Raw genomic sequence first — 16,199 nt, 5'->3', positions numbered from 1 at the left:
GGTGAGGCGTTGCGCGTGTGCAGAACGCCTCGCTTAACGCAGAGGTTGCGGCTGCTTAACGCAGCTCGCCACACAGGTCCAGTTCGACCAGCCGCCTGACTTCCTCGGTCGTCAGGCTTGCACCCAGCAGTGCATGCAGTTTGCCAAGCGCTGCCTCGCGGGTCATGCCACCACCGGAAAGCACGCCTGCACCACGCAGGCGGCTGCCCGCTTCGTAGACATCCAGCTCGACACCGCCTTCGTGGCATTGGGTAATCGCGACAACGCAGATACCCAGTGCTCGTGCATTTTCCAGGCTGGCCAGAAACTGCGGATCATCACTTGGCCCGGTGCCGCTGCCGAAGCACTCAAGCACCAGACCCCGAATACCGCTGTTGATCAGACCGTCCAGCTGAGCTGCGCCGACGCCGGGAAACAGTGGCAATACGGCGACCTCTGCCAGCGTCTTCGCCTGCCGGTAGTTCAGTGCATCGGGCAGCGAAACCACCGCATGACCGCCACGCGAACGTTGCAGCGGTGCGAACGGTTGACGACCGAAGCTGCGAATTTTCGCGCAGCGCACAGGCGTCATCAGTTGCCCGTGGAAATACAGCTGAACGCCTGACACCAGACCCGAACCCAGTGCCAGCAGTGCACCGTTGACGTTTTCCCAGGCATCGCTGTCCTGCACGCCAGCGGGCAGCATCGAGCCGGTGAACACGACGGGGGCATGGAAACCCAGCAGCTGGAAGCACATGGCCGCCGCGCTGTATGCCAGGGTGTCGGTGCCATGCAGCACCAGAACGGCGTCGCAGCCATCGACCTCCACCGCCTCGATCACCGCCTCACGCAGGCGCAGCCAGTAGGAAGGGGTCATGTTGGCGCTGTCGATCAGCGGCGACATCTCGCGAAAGCGCCACTGCGGCACCCGCAGTTCCGGGTGCTCGGCCAGTTGCCCGGCCATCCGCGCCTCGAAACCCGAGGCGGGTGCCAGGCCGTTGGCGCTGGCCTGCATGCCAATGGTGCCGCCGGTGTAAAGAACCATGACGCTCTGAGCGGGTTTATGTGCATGATCAGTCATGGTTGTTCTCCGGCGTAAGGTCGCGTTGGTTATCGTGCTTCGGGTACAGGCTTGGCGGCCGCTTCGGCGTCCTGTGTCGACTGACGGGTCGGATTGGCTGGCCATGCGTTGCGGTCCAGGTCCAGATCAGGGAACTGGCTGGAATCGAACACCGGCGTCTTGATGCCAGCCCGACGCTGCGAATCGTAGTCGTTCAGAATGCGCTTGACGACTTTGAACAGCATGGCGAGCGCGATCAGGTTGACGAACGCCAGCATGGTCATGGTGATGTCGGCGAATGCCAATACATCTTTCAGGTCGACGACGGCACCCCACATGATCAACACCAGCACCGCGATACGGTAGATGATGATGGTCTGGATCTTCTCGCCAAACAGGAACCGCAGGCTGTTTTCACCCAGGTAGTAGTTGTAGAGAATCGAGGTGAAGACGAACAGTGCCAGCGCCACGCTGATGAAGATTCGGCCCCAGTCACCGACCACTGCGGCCAGCGAGTTCTGCGCCAGAACGATGCCGTTGCCGTCGTAACCGATGTCGTAGATACCGGACAGCAGGATCAGCAAGGCGGTGCAGGTGCAGATCACGAAGGTGTCGAGGAACACGCTGAACGCTTGAACCACGCCTTGTGCAACCGGGTGCTCTACATGCGCCACAGCGGCCACGTTGGGCGCGCTGCCCAGACCGGCTTCGTTGGCGAACACGCCACGCTTGACGCCCATCACGATAGCGCTGCCGATCAGGCCGCCGAATACCGGGTCAAGACCGAAGGCGCTTCTGACGATGGTCATCAGCATGCCGGGAACGTGGTCGATCTGCAGAACGATGACGTAGATGGTGACCGCGATGTAGATCAGGGTCTTGACCGGAACCAGCAGGTCGGAAATTGCCGCGATACGCTTGATGCCGCCGACGAAGGCCAGACCCAGCAGCACGACCAGACAGATGCCTGTGGTACGGGTGTCGATGTTGAACGCGCTTTTCAGCGAGTCGGTCACGGCGTGCGATTGCAGGCCGTTGAAGGCAAAACCGAAGGTCACCAGCAACAGTACGGCCATGACCATGCCTAGCCAGCGCTTGCCCAGACCGTGCTGGATGTAAAACGCGGGACCGCCGCGGAACTGTCCTTCGGAATCCTTGCGTTTATAGAGCTGAGCGAGTGAACACTCGATGAAGCTGCTGGACATGCCGACCAGTGCGGTGACCCACATCCAGAATACGGCGCCCGGACCGCCCAGCGTTACGGCAATGCCGACGCCTGCGATGTTGCCTGCTCCGACGCGGCCCGCAAGGCTGAGCATCAGGGCCTGGAACGAACTCAACTGACCTGCGCTGCTGCGCAGACTGTCGCGAAAAACCGAGAACATGTGGAAAAAGTGTCGAAACTGAACGAAACGCGAGCGGATCGTGAAGTAACTACCCAGGCCAACGATAAGTACGATCAGTACCTTACCGGAGAGAAAGTCGTTAATCATTTCCAGCATTTTTGTTATTCCTCGCTACTTTTGAGGGGGCGCACTATACCGGTGCAAAGTTTTTACGTCTGTAGTCGCTTTCTTGGACGTCTGATTCTTCATTCGCGACGATGAATGAATACTTCCACGGATTACTCCGCCAAAGTGGGGTGCCGAAGGCTCTGGGTCCAGTGTCGGAGCCCTTTGCTGCGGGCAAAAAAAAGGGTCTGGAGAATCACTCCCAGACCCTCAAAAAATTGAGGGGTGTCTAGGCCCTCAATCTGGTGAGCTTGGTGCGCAGGTCATTTCCTGTCAGGCCTTCAAGGGGGCCAGACGCGGAGCGATCATGTTTTCCGGGCGCAGGATGTCGTCGAGCATTGCATCGTCGAGCAGACCTTCCTCACGCACCAGTTCCAGCACGCCGCGGCCGGTTTCCAGCGCGATGCGGGCGATACGGGTGGAGTTTTCGTAACCGATGTAGGGGTTCAGTGCGGTCACCAGGCCGATCGAATGCTCGACCAGCTCGCGGCAGCGCTGTTCGTTGGCCGTGATGCCCACAATGCAGTGCTCGCGCAGCATGTCCATGGCGCGCTGCAACAGGCGGATAGAGTCGAAGATCTTGTAAGCGATCAGTGGCTCCATCACGTTGAGCTGCAATTGTCCGCCTTCAGCGGCCATGGTCAGCGACAGGTCGTTGCCGATGATTTCGAAAGCAACCTGATTGACCGCTTCCGGGATTACCGGGTTGACCTTGCCGGGCATGATCGAGCTGCCTGGCTGGCGTGCCGGCAGGTTGATTTCGTTGATCCCGGTGCGCGGTCCGCTGGATAGCAGGCGCAGGTCGTTGCAGATCTTCGACAGCTTGACCGCAGTACGCTTGAGCATGCCCGAGAACAGCACGAACGCGCCCATGTCGGAGGTCGCTTCGATCAGATCGGCTGCCGGCACCAGCGGCTGGCCGCTGATCAGCGCCAGGCGGTCGACGGCAAGCTTTTGATAGCCAGGGTCGGCGTTGATGCCGGTGCCGATGGCGGTGCCGCCCAGGTTCACTTCGGTCAACAGCTCGGGTGCCAGGCTGCGCAGGCGGTTGAGGTCTTCAGTCAGGGTGGTGGCAAAGGCGCGGAATTCCTGACCCAGGGTCATTGGCACGGCGTCCTGCAACTGGGTGCGACCCATCTTCAGCACATGATTGAATTCTTCGCCCTTGGCGGCGAACGACTGGATCAGGCTGGAGAGACTGGCGAGCAGGGCGTCATGGCCCAGCAGCAGACCCAGGCGGATCGCGGTCGGGTAGGCGTCGTTGGTCGACTGCGCCATGTTTACATCGTTGTTGGGGTGCAGGTGCTTGTATTCGCCTTTCTCGAAGCCCATGGTTTCCAGGGCGATGTTGGCGATGACTTCGTTGGCATTCATGTTGGTGGACGTGCCGGCGCCGCCCTGAATCATGTCGACCACGAACTGATCGTGGAAGTCGCCACGGATCAGACGGGCGCAGGCCTCGCTGATGGCCGCATGCTTGGTATCGTTGAGGTGTCCGAGCTGGTGGTTTGCATCAGCTGCCGCCTGTTTGACCATGGCCAGGGCCACAACCAGTTTAGGGTAGTGCGAAAGCGGCACGCCGGAGAGGTGAAAGTTGTTCACCGCTCGCAGGGTCTGGATGCCGTAATACGCGTTGGCAGGTACTTCGAGAACACCAAGCAGGTCTTTTTCGATGCGCGATGATGCAGGCGAGGACATGATAAAAGAAGTCTCAAAAAGGCACGGACAATGCCGGAACGCCGCGAATATTGGGCTTGCCGCCCCGTCTTGACCAATGCTGTTAAACGCTGGCCTATGCAATAACGGCATAATCAGGCTGTGACCCGGATTCCGTTCAGTGCGTAAAGGGGGCAAAATGTCGCACCCGGACGCTGCTCCGGCCGCCTTGTCAGAGCCGTCTGGTCATGTATCCGCAGCGCGTTGCCGGGCGTCCCACCGGGGTCGCTTCAAACCGGTTGCGTGCAGGGCATGCGCAGTTGCCTGTCGAAGCAGTCATCCATTGTCCGGGAGGACCTGATGAATCTGGAAAGCAAATGGCTGGAGGATTTCAGCGCCCTGGCGGCCACCCGCAGCTTTTCCCAGGCGGCCGAGCGTCGTTTCGTGACTCAGCCAGCGTTCAGTCGGCGTATCCGCAGTCTTGAGTCGGCCTTGGGGCTGACGCTGGTCAATCGCTCGCGCACGCCCATCGAACTGACCGCTGCCGGGCAACTGTTTCTGGTTACCGCGCGTACGGTGGTCGAACAACTGGGCGAAGTCGTGCGCCATCTGCATCATCTGGAAGGTGGGCAGGGCGAGGTGATGCAGGTTGCCGCGGCACACTCCCTGGCGTTGGGGTTCTTTCCGCGCTGGATCGCCCAGTTACGTAATGAAGGGCTGAACATTGCCACCCGGCTGGTGGCCACAAACGTTGGCGATGCCGTACATGCGTTGCGTGAAGGGGGCTGTGACCTGATGCTGGCGTTCTACGATCCTGACGCCGCGCTGCAAATGGACGCTGAAATCTTCCCCTCGCTGCATCTGGGCCATACCGAGATGTTGCCGGTCTGCGCCGCCGATGCCGATGGGCAGCCGTTATTCGATATGGAAGGCGAGGGCAGTGTGCCGTTACTTGCCTACAGCGCCGGGGCCTTTCTCGGGCGCTCGGTGAATTTGCTGCTGCGTCAGCGTAACCTGCGGTTCACGACTGTTTACGAGACGGCGATGGCCGATAGCCTGAAAAGCATGGCGCTGGAGGGGTTGGGCATCGCCTGGGTGCCGCAACTGAGTGTGCGCGCCGAGCTGGCGCGCGGTGAACTGGTGGTGTGCGGCGGGCCGCAGTGGCATGTGCCGCTGGAGATCCGCCTGTACCGCTGCGCCCTGGTACGCAAGGCCAATGTGCGTCTGTTATGGCGCAAGCTTGAGAGTGCGGCTGCACCAGAGTGATCGTGAGACGAGCCGCTCGTGGCAAGCGGCCCGTACTTGTTCAGGGAAACTCGCTGAGGTTTGCCGCGATTTTTTGCTTGTTTTTGTCGCTGTAGACGTAGCAGTTGGCGCGTATGGATTGGCGGGTTGCTACCAGATTGGTCTCGCACCACCAGCCACCTTTGTAAATGACCTCTGCCAGTTCGTGAGTGCCGCCGAGCATATGACCCAGCTCATGGGCAGGTGCTGTGAACGTTGCCAGGGAGGCGATACCCGTATGCCCATTGAGGGTAGCAAAGCCAAGCGTGCCTGAGTTCAGTTTGCTTTGCGTCAGCAACAGGTACTTGGTCGTGCCATTTTTCGGCAGGTTTTGCTCGCTCAAATACTGATTGAGTCTGCCCTTCCAGATGGCGTACGTCTGGTCCAGATTGTCGTTCTTGTACTCAACGTCGGTCACGTCAGTAACGTTGCGAACGAACTGCAGATGCACCCGGCGACCGGTAAAGCTTTCGAGGTCCTTGATGAGCCACGTAAAGTAGTCCTCGGTAAGGCGCTCGTTGCTGGTTTCCTTTACGTCGTCATGTATGAACAGGAAGAGGAACAGCGGGCGCTGCGAATCGCCTTCAGCCAAGGCGGCCTGAGAGAGTGCGAATGCAGCGATCAGCAACAGAGATTTTGCGATTGTCTTGAACATGTTTTTACTCGTCCATGAGTAGTGAATGGGGTCATGACCCGAAGCAGGCCATGGCCATAATTAATAACAATCGCAGCGTCGGGTAAATCAGGATTGGCAGCTGCTGGTGTAGTCCTGACCTGTACCAAAGTGCAGGAAGAATGAGGGGCTTTTCCGAGGTCGTCTGTCTCGGTGGCCCATGCCTGTAAAAACCTCATGCGGTTGGTCGTCCAGGGGGCTGTCATCCTGGCGCTTTGCGGTATACTGCGCGGCCTTTGGCCGGCTAAATCGGTCACTATTCGTACAACAAGCCACGCCGGTTCCCCCGCGTGGCTTGTTGTTTTCAGACGCGCCTGCGGGCGCCCGATGAGAGGCACGACGATGAGCGCACTGGTTGGCGTGATCATGGGCTCCAAGTCCGATTGGTCCACCCTTAGCCACACTGCCGACATGCTGGAAAAGCTCGGCATCCCTTATGAAGTCAAGGTGGTGTCAGCTCACCGCACGCCGGACCTGCTGTTCCAGTACGCCGACGAAGCAGAGGGCCGTGGCATTGAAGTGATCATCGCCGGTGCTGGCGGTGCCGCTCACTTGCCTGGCATGTGTGCCGCCAAGACCCACCTGCCTGTGCTGGGCGTTCCGGTACAGTCGTCGATGCTGTCGGGTGTCGACTCCTTGCTGTCGATCGTGCAGATGCCTGCCGGTATTCCGGTAGCGACCCTGGCCATCGGCAAAGCGGGGGCGATCAACGCTGCGCTGCTTTCGGCCAGTATCCTTGGCGCCAAACACCCTCAATTTCACGCAGCGCTGAAGAAATTCCGCGCTGAGCAGACAGACAGCGTCCTGGACAATCCAGACCCACGCCACGCCTGAGGTTTTTCCATGAAGATCGGTGTAATCGGTGGCGGCCAGCTCGGCCGCATGTTGGCATTGGCAGGTACGCCGCTGGGCATGAACTTCGCCTTTCTCGATCCCGCGCCGGATGCCTGTGCTGCTGCACTTGGCGAGCATCTGCGTGCCGATTACGGCGACCTGGACCATCTGCGTCAGTTGGCGGATGAAGTCGATCTGGTGACTTTCGAGTTCGAAAGCGTGCCGGCCGAGACCGTGGCGTTTCTGTCGCAGTTCGTACCGGTCTATCCGAGCGCCGAGGCGTTGCGCATTGCGCGTGACCGCTGGTTTGAAAAAAGCATGTTCAAGGATCTGGGCATTCCGACGCCCGCATTCGCCGATATTCAGTCGCAGGCCGATCTGGATGCTGCGGTGGCCAGCATTGGCCTGCCTGCGGTGCTCAAGACCCGCACGCTGGGTTATGACGGCAAGGGCCAGAAAGTCCTGCGCTCGGCAGCAGATGTGACCGATACATTCGCCGAGCTGGGCAGCGTGCCTTGCCTGCTGGAAGGCTTCGTGCCTTTCACTGGCGAAGTGTCGCTGATCGCCGTTCGCGCGCGTGATGGCGAGACCCGGTTCTACCCGCTGGTTCACAACACCCACGACAGCGGCATCCTGCGCCTGTCCATCGCCAGCACCGATCACCCTTTGCAGGCACTGGCCGAAGACTACGCCGGTCGCGTCCTGAAGCAGCTGGATTACGTAGGCGTGCTGGCATTCGAGTTCTTTGAGGTCGACGGTGGCCTGAAAGCCAACGAGATTGCACCGCGGGTACACAACTCCGGTCACTGGACCACCGAAGGCGCCGAGTGCAGCCAGTTCGAAAACCACCTGCGGGCGGTTGCCGGTCTGCCGCTGGGCTCCACAGCCAAGGTCGGCGAGAGCGCCATGCTCAACTTCATCGGTGAAGTGCCAGCAGTGGACAAGGTCATCGCCGTCGAAGATTGCCACCTGCACCACTACGGCAAGGCGTTCAAGGCTGGCCGCAAAGTAGGGCACGCTACGGTCCGCAGCGCTGATCGCGCCATGCTGGATCGTCAGGTGAAGCTGGTTGAAGCGCTGATCAAGGGCTGATCAGGCCTGCGGCTGTCGTGCCAATACTTTGCGCTCGGCGTAATACACAAATCCAACTGACTATCGTGCCAATGCTCCGCGTTGGCATGCATTGTGTGACGCTCCGCGTCACAAATCTGCAGCTTGGCGCGGTATCAAGAGCAAAGGAGTCTCAGGCTTCGGTGCTGCCTGTATGTCAGGCTGGATTGAGTGATGCGCTATGGCTGCAATGTGACGCAGAGCGTCACGAAATGCATTACCACGCGGAGCGTGGGAACGAGAATTATCGGAGTGCCAGCCCTGTTTAGCCGTTCTGCGCTATCGCCAGGCTCCGTCATTCATGAAGAATTCTCCACCTCGAAGCAAACTGTCCATTGCGCCGGAACCATTCCCTGCCGCTGTTCTCAGATAGCAGTAGGCCGGGGCTGCTCATTAGCCCAGGCATATTCACTTAATACAGAGGGAAATGGCATGGGTATCATTGGAACCATCTTTATCGGCCTGATCGTTGGTCTGCTGGCTCGCTTCCTGAAGCCGGGCGACGACAGCATGGGCTGGATCATGACCATCGTGCTGGGTATCGCCGGCTCGCTTGCAGCCACTTATGGTGGTCAGGCGCTGGGTATCTATCAAGCGGGCGAGGGTGCAGGTTTCCTCGGCGCGCTGGTAGGTGCAATCATCCTGCTGGTTATCTACGGCATGATCAAAAAGAAATAACGTTTAATGTTCAGCCCTCTGTTCTGCGCAGCACAGAGGGCTAGAATGCGCGGCAACTCTTCCTCCTTTGCCGAGCTTTATCATGCGCCGCTTCTTGTTGATGACTCTTCTGCTGCTATCCGGGCTTGCACACGCCCAGTTGCCGGAAACCGACTGGCTTGAGCTGATGCCCAAGTCCGATCAAAAAGCCCTCGAAGTCATGCCCGAGATTGACCACAATTCTCCGGAAGCCATGGGCACGTTCGACAGCAAGGGTGGCTTGAAGCAGAGCAAGGGTTTGCCAGCGGTCATGTATTCGACCAAGACCGTCCCGGCAATGAACGGCAAGACCATTCGTCTTGGCGGTTACCCTGTACCCCTCGAAACCGATGCCAAGGGCCACAGCACGCTGTTCTTCATCGTGCCTTATCCAGGCGCCTGCATCCATGTTCCGCCACCACCGCCTAACCAGTTGGTGCTGGTGCGTTACCCCAAAGGCTTGAAACTGGATGATATCTACACACCACTGTGGGTAGAAGGCACCCTGAAAATCGAGAAGGTCAGTAACGATCTGGCTGATGCAGCGTATGCGATGGATGCGTCAAAGGTCCGCGTGGTGGTTGAATCGGACCTTTGATGGTATATCTCTGATCAAATTTCGATCAGAGCGCCTCGCTCCAGATACTCACACCCAGAACATGCATCTGGTCGGGGGCCAGCGTCACCACGTCGTCCAGTACGTTGGCCGTTTCGACACAGACCATGCGCTGCCAGCCATCTGCTGCCATGTCGGTGAATTTGCCGGTTTTCTCGATCCACGGGTTCCACAGGATGGCTGATGTCGAGCCGGTGCTGCGAATGTGGATGCGGCGCTGCCATTGGGGGTCAACGATGCTGAGTACACCCGGCGTGTCCTTGTAGATACGGTCGGTTTCGCCAGTGAACGTCAGGTCGCCGGTCTGCTCGCGTTCTTCCCAGTTTGCCAGGGTTTCGATGTAGCGCAGGCCGTTGAGCCCTTCGACGCTGACCTGACGAACATCGCTGACGGCGAAATAGGTATGCAGCGCCTGGCTGATCACCACAGGCTCAGTGCCACAGTTGTAGCTGACCAGACTGACATTCAGTGCGTGGTCCAGACGAATGCTTAGTTTCAGGGCGACGTTGTGCGGCCAGCCTGGCAGGTGGCCTTCGGCCTCCGGCAGGACGAACTCTACCAGCAGTGCATCGCCATCTGCTCCGATCCCCAGCAGCTGCCAATCCAGCGCTCGCACTTCACCATGCGCCTTGGCGGGTTCGCTGCTGTCGCGCATTGCCTGCACGCTTTGCGGGTTGCGTTCCAGATTACCGAACCACGGCCAGCAGATGGGCATGCCCGCGCGAATGGGTTTGCCTTGCTTGAAAACGGCTTCTTCATTCAGCCACACCAGCGGCTGCTGTCCGGCCACTTGATAGCTGAGGATATGTGCGCCCTGCTGGGCAACCAGCAGCTCTGCTTCGCCGTGGCGAATGCGCCAGCAGTTCAGTTCGTCGTACTGGACAGATTCAACGTTGGGTTCAACCGGGGATGTTGGCATGCAAAGTTCTCACTCAATGACCGTGACGAAAATAGACCGCTTCATGCAGGGCGAGTTTAACCGGACAGCCAGCCATGGGTTGAGCAACCATTTACCGTCGTGCGGGAACCGAGCGTGTCCGCCCGCTGGAATCTATGGCCACGAACACGAATGCGGCCTCAGTGACCTTGCGCCATTCGCTGGTGACCGGGTCATCGCTCCACACTTCGACCATCATCTTGATCGAGGTGCGTCCGACTTCCAGGGTGCGGGTATAAAAGGAAAGCTGTTCGCCAACCGCGACCGGAACCAGAAACGCCATGCGATCAATCGCAACGGTCGCTACACGGCCGCCAGCCACTTTACTGGCCATGGCTGTACCCGCCAGGTCCATCTGGGAGACCAGCCAGCCGCCGAAGATGTCGCCAAAGCCATTGGTTTCGCGGGGAAGGGCGGTAATTTGCAGTGCAAGGTCGCCTTGCGGAGTTGGATCTTCTTGTTCGAGCTCGATCATGCCTAGGGTGCCTCTGACCCATGACTCTCATTATTGTATGCCGCGGTTAACAGGCGCCATTCAAAACCATGCGCATGAACATTGTGTGTCCAGCGCTGGTGTGGCCCATAGAGAAACTCTGCGAAACCCGCTGATTCAGACGTTTTCGCACAACTTCCCACTGCTGCTGACGGCTTGCGAGTATATCGGGCGTTGCGTCATAGAACGACCGTCGGGTTTCCATTTTGTAATGATGCAGTTCTTGACATGTGTTTTTGAGAGCAATTTGCTATCTTGCTGGACCTCTACAGGTGACAAGACTGCCTGTACACGCAATTTTGGTGCCTATCTGCGCCTTTGCCCTCGACAATCGCTTCTGCACGGCACCCCGCAGCAGCCAGCGTTGCTGTCGCTTGCCCCTTTTCAAAGAACACGTAAAGAGAAGCCTTGTCATGTCATCTGTTCCTTCAAGTTCCACGCAGCCTGCGCGGCCTTTGACCCGCAGCGATTACAAAACCCTTTCGCTGTCTGCTCTGGGTGGCGCGCTGGAGTTCTACGACTTCATCATTTTCGTGTTTTTCGCGGCGGTTCGCGGCGGTGGTCGGCAAGCAAGCTGTTTTTCCCGGTGGACATGCCTGACTGGCTGCGCATGATGCAGACGTTCGGCATTTTCGCCGCCGGTTATCTGGCGAGGCCACTGGGCGGCATTATCATGGCGCACTTCGGCGATCTGCTGGGGCGCAAGAAAATGTTCACGCTGAGCATTTTCATGATGGCGGTGCCGACCCTGATCATGGGCTTGCTGCCGACCTACGCGCAGATCGGCATGTGGGCGCCGATTCTGCTGCTGTTGATGCGCGTCATTCAAGGCGCCGCCATCGGCGGTGAAGTGCCTGGCGCCTGGGTATTCGTCTCCGAGCATGTACCCGCCCGTCGTGTCGGGTATGCCTGCGGCACCCTGACCGCGGGCCTGACAGCGGGCATCCTGCTGGGCTCGCTGGTCGCCACGGCGATCAACAGTATTTATACCCCGGTCGAAGTGTCGGATTACGCCTGGCGGATCCCTTTCCTGCTGGGTGGCGTGTTTGGCCTGATGTCGGTTTATCTGCGTCGTCTGTTGCACGAAACGCCGGTGTTCGCCGAACTGCAGCTGCGCAAGGCGCTGGCTGAAGAAGTGCCGCTCAAGGCGGTGCTGCGTGATCATCGTGGTGCCGTTGCACTATCGATGCTGATGACCTGGTTGCTGTCGGCCGGCATCATCGTCGTGATCCTGATGACGCCGACCATTCTGCAAACCATCTATGGCTTTCCGGCGGCTACGGCGCTGAAGGCCAACAGCCTGGCTATCGTGTTTCTCAGCCTGGGTTGCATCGCAGCGGGTGCCCTGGCGGATCGCTTTGGCGCCGGCTGGGTGTTTCTGTTGGGCAGCGCAGGGTTACTGGCCAGTTCCTGGACGTTCTATCACGTCCTCGGCAGCCATCCGGAAGTGCTGTTCCCGCTGTATGCCGTGACCGGTCTGTTCGTCGGTACGATCGGCGCGGTTCCTTACGTCATGGTCAAGGCTTTCCCGCCTGTGGTGCGCTTCTCGGGGTTGTCGTTTTCCTACAACCTGGCGTACGCCATTTTCGGGGGGCTGACGCCGATGGTTGTGACGTTCATGCTCAAGAGCAGCCCGATGGGCCCGGCCTGGTATGTCGCGATTCTCTGCGGCCTGGGTATGGCAATTGGCGTGTTTTTGCTGACCAGAAAGCGTTGATCAGCACCCGCTGGTAAATGCTCAAGGCATCCGCTACAGCGAAAGGCTATCTCCCTGCGAAGGGCGATAGCCTTTTCATCTTATTGTCATAATCAATTCATAGAGTAGTCACAAGACTGGCCCAAAAAGGCTTGTGGACACCTACATACCCTGCCAGGAGCGCAAGGATGACACTCAAGCGTTTGATGGCTGCACTGACATGGGTTGCCGCCAGCGTGATGGCAGCCAATACGCTGGCTGCCGTCGACCCTGCCATCAAGGCCTATACCAGGACCTCCGGTGTGTCGGGCAATCTCTCCAGTGTCGGCTCCGATACCCTGGCCAATCTCATGACCCTGTGGGCCGAGGCCTACAAGAAAGAATACCCGAGCGTTAACATCCAGATTCAAGCGGCTGGCTCTTCCACAGCGCCACCTGCGCTGACCGAAGGCACGGCCAATCTGGGGCCTATGAGCCGCAGGATGAAAGACGGCGAACTATCGGCTTTTGAGCAGAAGCACGGCTATAAACCGACCGCTATTCCGGTGGCCGTGGATGCATTGGCCGTATTCGTGCACAAGGACAATCCGATCAAGGGCCTGACCCTGCAGCAAGTGGACGCAATCTTTTCTGCGACCCGCCTGTGTGGTGCCAGGGCGGATGCGAAAACCTGGGGTGATGTCGGTGTGAGCGGCAACCTGGCAGGCAAGCCGATTCAGTTGTTCGGTCGTAATTCGGTGTCGGGCACTTACGGTTACTTCAAGGAAGAAGCCCTGTGCAAAGGCGATTTCAAAGCCAACGTCAACGAACAGCCCGGTTCCGCCTCGGTGGTCAGCGCCATCAGCAATTCGCTTAACGGCATTGGCTACTCGGGCATCGGCTACAAGACATCCAATGTCAGGACCGTTCCGCTGGCGAAGAAGGAGGGGGGCGAGTTTGTCGAAGACAGCGAAGCCAACACTTTGAATGGCAGTTACCCCTTGTCGCGCTTTCTCTATGTCTATGTGAACAAGGCGCCCAATCAGCCTCTGGCACCGCTGGAGGCCGAGTTCGTTAAACTGGTGCTGTCCAGACAGGGCCAGGAAGTGGTGATGAAAGACGGTTATATTCCGCTGCCTGCTCGTGTGGTGGAAAAGACACTTGCCGATCTCGGCCTGCAAGATACGAGCGGCCTGGCAGTAAAAAAGTAGTCACGTACAGCTTGCAAGCGAGGCTCAATGGACTGGCCTGCACACAAATTGATCAGTCCGCCGCCGGACTCATGGGCAGCGGGCTTTTCTGCGTCACCTTGCTGTAATGTTTTTGTCATACAAGGCGTCTACGGTGTGTGCGCATGAATGAGCTGTTCAAATCTTCGATGGACCAGAGTTCGCCGCCAGCGCGTATTGATTTCAATACGCCCGCTATGGTGAGGAAGCGCCGTGTCCGTGCGTTCAAGGATCGCCTCACTCACTGGTACGTTGCCATTGGTGGCCTTGCCGTTCTGGCAGCCATCACACTGATCTTCTTCTATCTGGCCTATGTCGTCGCGCCGCTCTTCAAAGGCGCAAGCCTTACTTCCGAACCCGTGCTGAATACTGCCTGGATGCAGGATGCGGGCACGCCGTTGATGATCGCAATCGAAGAGCAGAACCAGATCGGGATGCGCATTTCCGACAAGGGCGAAGTCATCTTTTTCAACGTCAAGGATGGCGCAGAACTGCATAGGGTTGCCTTGCCGCTACCCGCTGGCGTGTCTGTCGCTTCCATCGGCAAGGATCAGCCCGGCGCGCCATTGATAGCCTTGGGCCTGTCCAATGGCCAAGTGCTGGTGTTCAGGCACTCGTACCTGACGACCTACCCGAACAATCAGAAAACCATCACCCCGAGCGTGGCCTGGCCCTACGGCGAAGCGCCTTTGGTGCTGGATGAGGCCGGTCGCGCAGTCGAGCATGTGACCGTCAGTGCTGATGGCGACAGCCTCAAACTGGCAGGGTCTACCGGCACTCAGTTGCACGTTATCTCGCTCGAGCAGAAAGAAAACATGATGACCGGCGAGATGACGCGTGAGCAGACGCGCATCGAGCTACCGCAGATGTCGGCCGCCGTTAAAGCGATTTACATCGACCCGCGCCAGCAATGGTTGTATGTCATCAATGGTCGCGCGCAGGCGGATGTGTTCAGCCTGCGCGACCGAACCCTCAATGGCCGCTATAAATTGCTGGAAGACGGTAACGCCGAGATCACGGCGAGCGCCCAGCTGGTCGGCGGCATTTCGCTGATCATCGGCAACTCGAAGGGCAGCATGTCCCAGTGGTTCATGGCCCGTGACACTGACGGCGAGCAGCGCCTGATGCGCATCCGCGACTTCAAAATGGGCAGCGCACCTATCGAGCAGATCAAGGCTGAGCAGCGGCGCAAGGGCTTCATTGCTCTGGACGCCTCGGGCAGGCTGGGCGTGTTCCACAGCACCGCGCACCGAACCTTGCTGATCGACAAGGTAACTGACGGTTCCGGCATTCTGGCGTTATCACCGCGCGCCAACCGGGTTCTGATCGAAAGCGCTGGCAAGCTGTTGCCGCTGGCGCTGGACAACCCGCACCCGGAAGTCTCCTGGAGTTCGCTGTGGGGCAAGGTCTGGTATGAGAATTACGACGAGCCCAAGTACGTTTGGCAATCCACGGCGTCCAACTCCGACTTCGAGCCCAAGCTGAGCCTGGCACCCTTGACCTACGGCACCCTGAAAGCGGCGTTCTACGCCATGTTGCTGGCCGCGCCGCTGGCCGTGGCGGCCGCGATCTACACCGCCTACTTCATGGCGCCGGGCATGCGCCGCAAGGTCAAGCCGGTGATTGAATTGATGGAAGCGATGCCGACGGTGATTCTCGGTTTCTTTGCCGGATTGTTTCTGGCGCCTTATCTGGAAGGTCATTTGCCGGGCATCTTCAGTTTGCTGCTGCTCACGCCGATCGGCATTTTGCTGGCGGGCTTTTTCTGGACCCGTCTGCCTGATTCGCTTCGCCTGCGCGTGCCCGATGGCTGGGAAGGCGCGATCCTGATTCCCGTTGTGCTATTGGTGGGCTGGTTTTCACTGAGCATGAGCCCGCACCTGGAGAGCTGGTTCTTCGGCGGCGACATGAGCACATGGATCCGCGACCAACTGGGCATCACCTACGATCAGCGCAACGCGTTGGTGGTCGGCATTGCAATGGGTTTCGCGGTGATCCCCAACATCTATTCAATTGCCGAAGACGCCGTGTTCAGCGTGCCGCGCAGCCTGACACTGGGCTCTCTGGCGCTGGGCGCGACGCCGTGGCAGACCCTGACGCGGGTAGTCATTCTGACCGCCAGCCCGGGTATTTTTTCGGCCTTGATGATCGGCATGGGTCGGGCGGTGGGGGAAACCATGATTGTGCTGATGGCGACCGGCAACACGCCGATCATGGACATGAATCTGTTTGAAGGCATGCGCACGCTGGCGGCCAATGTCGCGGTGGAGATGCCAGAGTCGGAAGTAGGCGGTAGCCATTATCGGGTGTTGTTTCTGGCGGCGTTGGTGCTGTTGATGTTCACCTTTGTGATGAACACCCTCGCGGAGTTGATTCGTCAGCGTCTGCGCAAGCAATACTCGGCGTTGTAAGGAAGGTAGGCGTTGGTGAAGCGGAACTCCCTCAA

Annotated in this window: 13 protein-coding genes and 1 pseudogene; 8 read left to right on the top strand and 6 right to left on the bottom strand. The window is 59.0% G+C overall.

All coding sequences use genetic code 11. From position 1 onward, the window contains the following. Window positions 1–55: 55 nt before the first annotated feature. The 3 genes from KP808_RS25425 to aspA form a co-directional block, all read right to left on the bottom strand. Window positions 56–1,060, bottom strand: a complete 1,005-nt coding sequence (locus tag KP808_RS25425; RefSeq protein WP_054077390.1) for an asparaginase — start codon at window positions 1,058–1,060, stop codon at window positions 56–58. 29 nt (window positions 1,061–1,089) lie between these two features. Then, window positions 1,090–2,541 (bottom strand): alanine/glycine:cation symporter family protein, encoded by a 1,452-nt coding sequence (locus KP808_RS25420; RefSeq protein WP_005744886.1) that lies wholly within the window; start codon window positions 2,539–2,541, stop codon window positions 1,090–1,092. 282 nt (window positions 2,542–2,823) lie between these two features. Next, window positions 2,824–4,248 carry an aspartate ammonia-lyase gene (gene aspA / locus KP808_RS25415; protein WP_055006646.1) on the bottom strand — a complete coding sequence of 475 codons (1,425 nt, stop codon included), beginning with the start codon at window positions 4,246–4,248 and terminating at the stop codon, window positions 2,824–2,826. 318 nt (window positions 4,249–4,566) lie between these two features. Between aspA and KP808_RS25410 the strand changes: the two genes are divergently transcribed. After that, window positions 4,567–5,472, top strand: coding sequence for a LysR substrate-binding domain-containing protein (locus tag KP808_RS25410; protein ID WP_058402533.1), 906 nt, complete (start codon window positions 4,567–4,569; stop codon window positions 5,470–5,472). Window positions 5,473–5,512: 40 nt separating this feature from the next. On the opposite strand, the gene KP808_RS25405 is transcribed toward KP808_RS25410, so the two are convergent. Further along, on the bottom strand, window positions 5,513–6,145 hold the full coding sequence (locus KP808_RS25405; protein ID WP_219170646.1) for a hypothetical protein: 633 nt from the start codon (window positions 6,143–6,145) through the stop codon (window positions 5,513–5,515). Window positions 6,146–6,505: 360 nt separating this feature from the next. Here KP808_RS25405 and purE point away from each other — a divergent pair, with 360 nt between their 5' ends. The 4 genes from purE to KP808_RS25385 all read left to right on the top strand — a co-directional run bounded on the left by purE (window position 6,506) and on the right by KP808_RS25385 (window position 9,401). Further along, window positions 6,506–6,997 (top strand): 5-(carboxyamino)imidazole ribonucleotide mutase, encoded by a 492-nt coding sequence (gene purE, locus KP808_RS25400; protein WP_002555898.1) that lies wholly within the window; start codon window positions 6,506–6,508, stop codon window positions 6,995–6,997. A 9-nt stretch (window positions 6,998–7,006) separates the two neighbouring features. Continuing rightward, the gene (locus tag KP808_RS25395; RefSeq protein WP_219170645.1) at window positions 7,007–8,089 is read left to right on the top strand and encodes a 5-(carboxyamino)imidazole ribonucleotide synthase; all 1,083 of its coding nucleotides are present in this window, start codon (window positions 7,007–7,009) and stop codon (window positions 8,087–8,089) included. Between the two features lie 450 nt (window positions 8,090–8,539). After that, window positions 8,540–8,785 carry a GlsB/YeaQ/YmgE family stress response membrane protein gene (locus tag KP808_RS25390; protein WP_002555896.1) on the top strand — a complete coding sequence of 82 codons (246 nt, stop codon included), beginning with the start codon at window positions 8,540–8,542 and terminating at the stop codon, window positions 8,783–8,785. An 82-nt stretch (window positions 8,786–8,867) separates the two neighbouring features. Next, complete coding sequence (locus KP808_RS25385; protein ID WP_219170644.1) at window positions 8,868–9,401, top strand: DUF3299 domain-containing protein; 534 nt, start codon at window positions 8,868–8,870, stop codon at window positions 9,399–9,401. 25 nt (window positions 9,402–9,426) lie between these two features. Here KP808_RS25385 and KP808_RS25380 read toward each other — a convergent pair whose 3' ends face one another. Both KP808_RS25380 and KP808_RS25375 read right to left on the bottom strand, forming a co-directional pair. Continuing rightward, on the bottom strand, window positions 9,427–10,338 hold the full coding sequence (locus KP808_RS25380; RefSeq protein WP_219170643.1) for a D-hexose-6-phosphate mutarotase: 912 nt from the start codon (window positions 10,336–10,338) through the stop codon (window positions 9,427–9,429). A gap of 91 nt (window positions 10,339–10,429) precedes the next feature. Next, a complete protein-coding gene (locus KP808_RS25375) occupies window positions 10,430–10,831 on the bottom strand; it encodes an acyl-CoA thioesterase (RefSeq protein ID WP_003378389.1) in 402 nt (133 codons plus the stop codon). A gap of 431 nt (window positions 10,832–11,262) precedes the next feature. On the opposite strand from KP808_RS25375, the pseudogene KP808_RS25370 reads away from it, so the two are divergent. From KP808_RS25370 to KP808_RS25360, 3 genes and pseudogenes are all read left to right on the top strand, one after another. Then, window positions 11,263–12,566 (top strand): annotated as a pseudogene (locus KP808_RS25370) (MFS transporter). Between the two features lie 167 nt (window positions 12,567–12,733). Then, window positions 12,734–13,735 carry a phosphate ABC transporter substrate-binding protein PstS gene (locus KP808_RS25365; protein ID WP_044319654.1) on the top strand — a complete coding sequence of 334 codons (1,002 nt, stop codon included), beginning with the start codon at window positions 12,734–12,736 and terminating at the stop codon, window positions 13,733–13,735. Between the two features lie 143 nt (window positions 13,736–13,878). Next, window positions 13,879–16,164 (top strand): ABC transporter permease subunit, encoded by a 2,286-nt coding sequence (locus tag KP808_RS25360; RefSeq protein WP_230017173.1) that lies wholly within the window; start codon window positions 13,879–13,881, stop codon window positions 16,162–16,164. The last annotated feature ends 35 nt before the right edge of the window (window positions 16,165–16,199 follow it).

This window comes from Pseudomonas savastanoi (assembly GCF_020917325.1).
Taxonomy (GTDB): domain Bacteria; phylum Pseudomonadota; class Gammaproteobacteria; order Pseudomonadales; family Pseudomonadaceae; genus Aquipseudomonas; species Aquipseudomonas amygdali.
Note: the sequence above shows the minus strand (reverse complement) of the source record. Positions and strands in the feature narration are given on the sequence as shown.

Coding starts and splice junctions, on each gene's coding strand:
- KP808_RS25425 (WP_054077390.1), bottom strand. CDS start 1,060: ATGACTGATCATGCACATAAACCCGCTCAGAGCGTCATGGTTCTTTAC.
- KP808_RS25420 (WP_005744886.1), bottom strand. CDS start 2,541: ATGCTGGAAATGATTAACGACTTTCTCTCCGGTAAGGTACTGATCGTA.
- aspA (WP_055006646.1), bottom strand. CDS start 4,248: ATGTCCTCGCCTGCATCATCGCGCATCGAAAAAGACCTGCTTGGTGTT.
- KP808_RS25410 (WP_058402533.1), top strand. CDS start 4,567: ATGAATCTGGAAAGCAAATGGCTGGAGGATTTCAGCGCCCTGGCGGCC.
- KP808_RS25405 (WP_219170646.1), bottom strand. CDS start 6,145: ATGTTCAAGACAATCGCAAAATCTCTGTTGCTGATCGCTGCATTCGCA.
- purE (WP_002555898.1), top strand. CDS start 6,506: ATGAGCGCACTGGTTGGCGTGATCATGGGCTCCAAGTCCGATTGGTCC.
- KP808_RS25395 (WP_219170645.1), top strand. CDS start 7,007: ATGAAGATCGGTGTAATCGGTGGCGGCCAGCTCGGCCGCATGTTGGCA.
- KP808_RS25390 (WP_002555896.1), top strand. CDS start 8,540: ATGGGTATCATTGGAACCATCTTTATCGGCCTGATCGTTGGTCTGCTG.
- KP808_RS25385 (WP_219170644.1), top strand. CDS start 8,868: ATGCGCCGCTTCTTGTTGATGACTCTTCTGCTGCTATCCGGGCTTGCA.
- KP808_RS25380 (WP_219170643.1), bottom strand. CDS start 10,338: ATGCCAACATCCCCGGTTGAACCCAACGTTGAATCTGTCCAGTACGAC.
- KP808_RS25375 (WP_003378389.1), bottom strand. CDS start 10,831: ATGATCGAGCTCGAACAAGAAGATCCAACTCCGCAAGGCGACCTTGCA.
- KP808_RS25365 (WP_044319654.1), top strand. CDS start 12,734: ATGACACTCAAGCGTTTGATGGCTGCACTGACATGGGTTGCCGCCAGC.
- KP808_RS25360 (WP_230017173.1), top strand. CDS start 13,879: ATGAATGAGCTGTTCAAATCTTCGATGGACCAGAGTTCGCCGCCAGCG.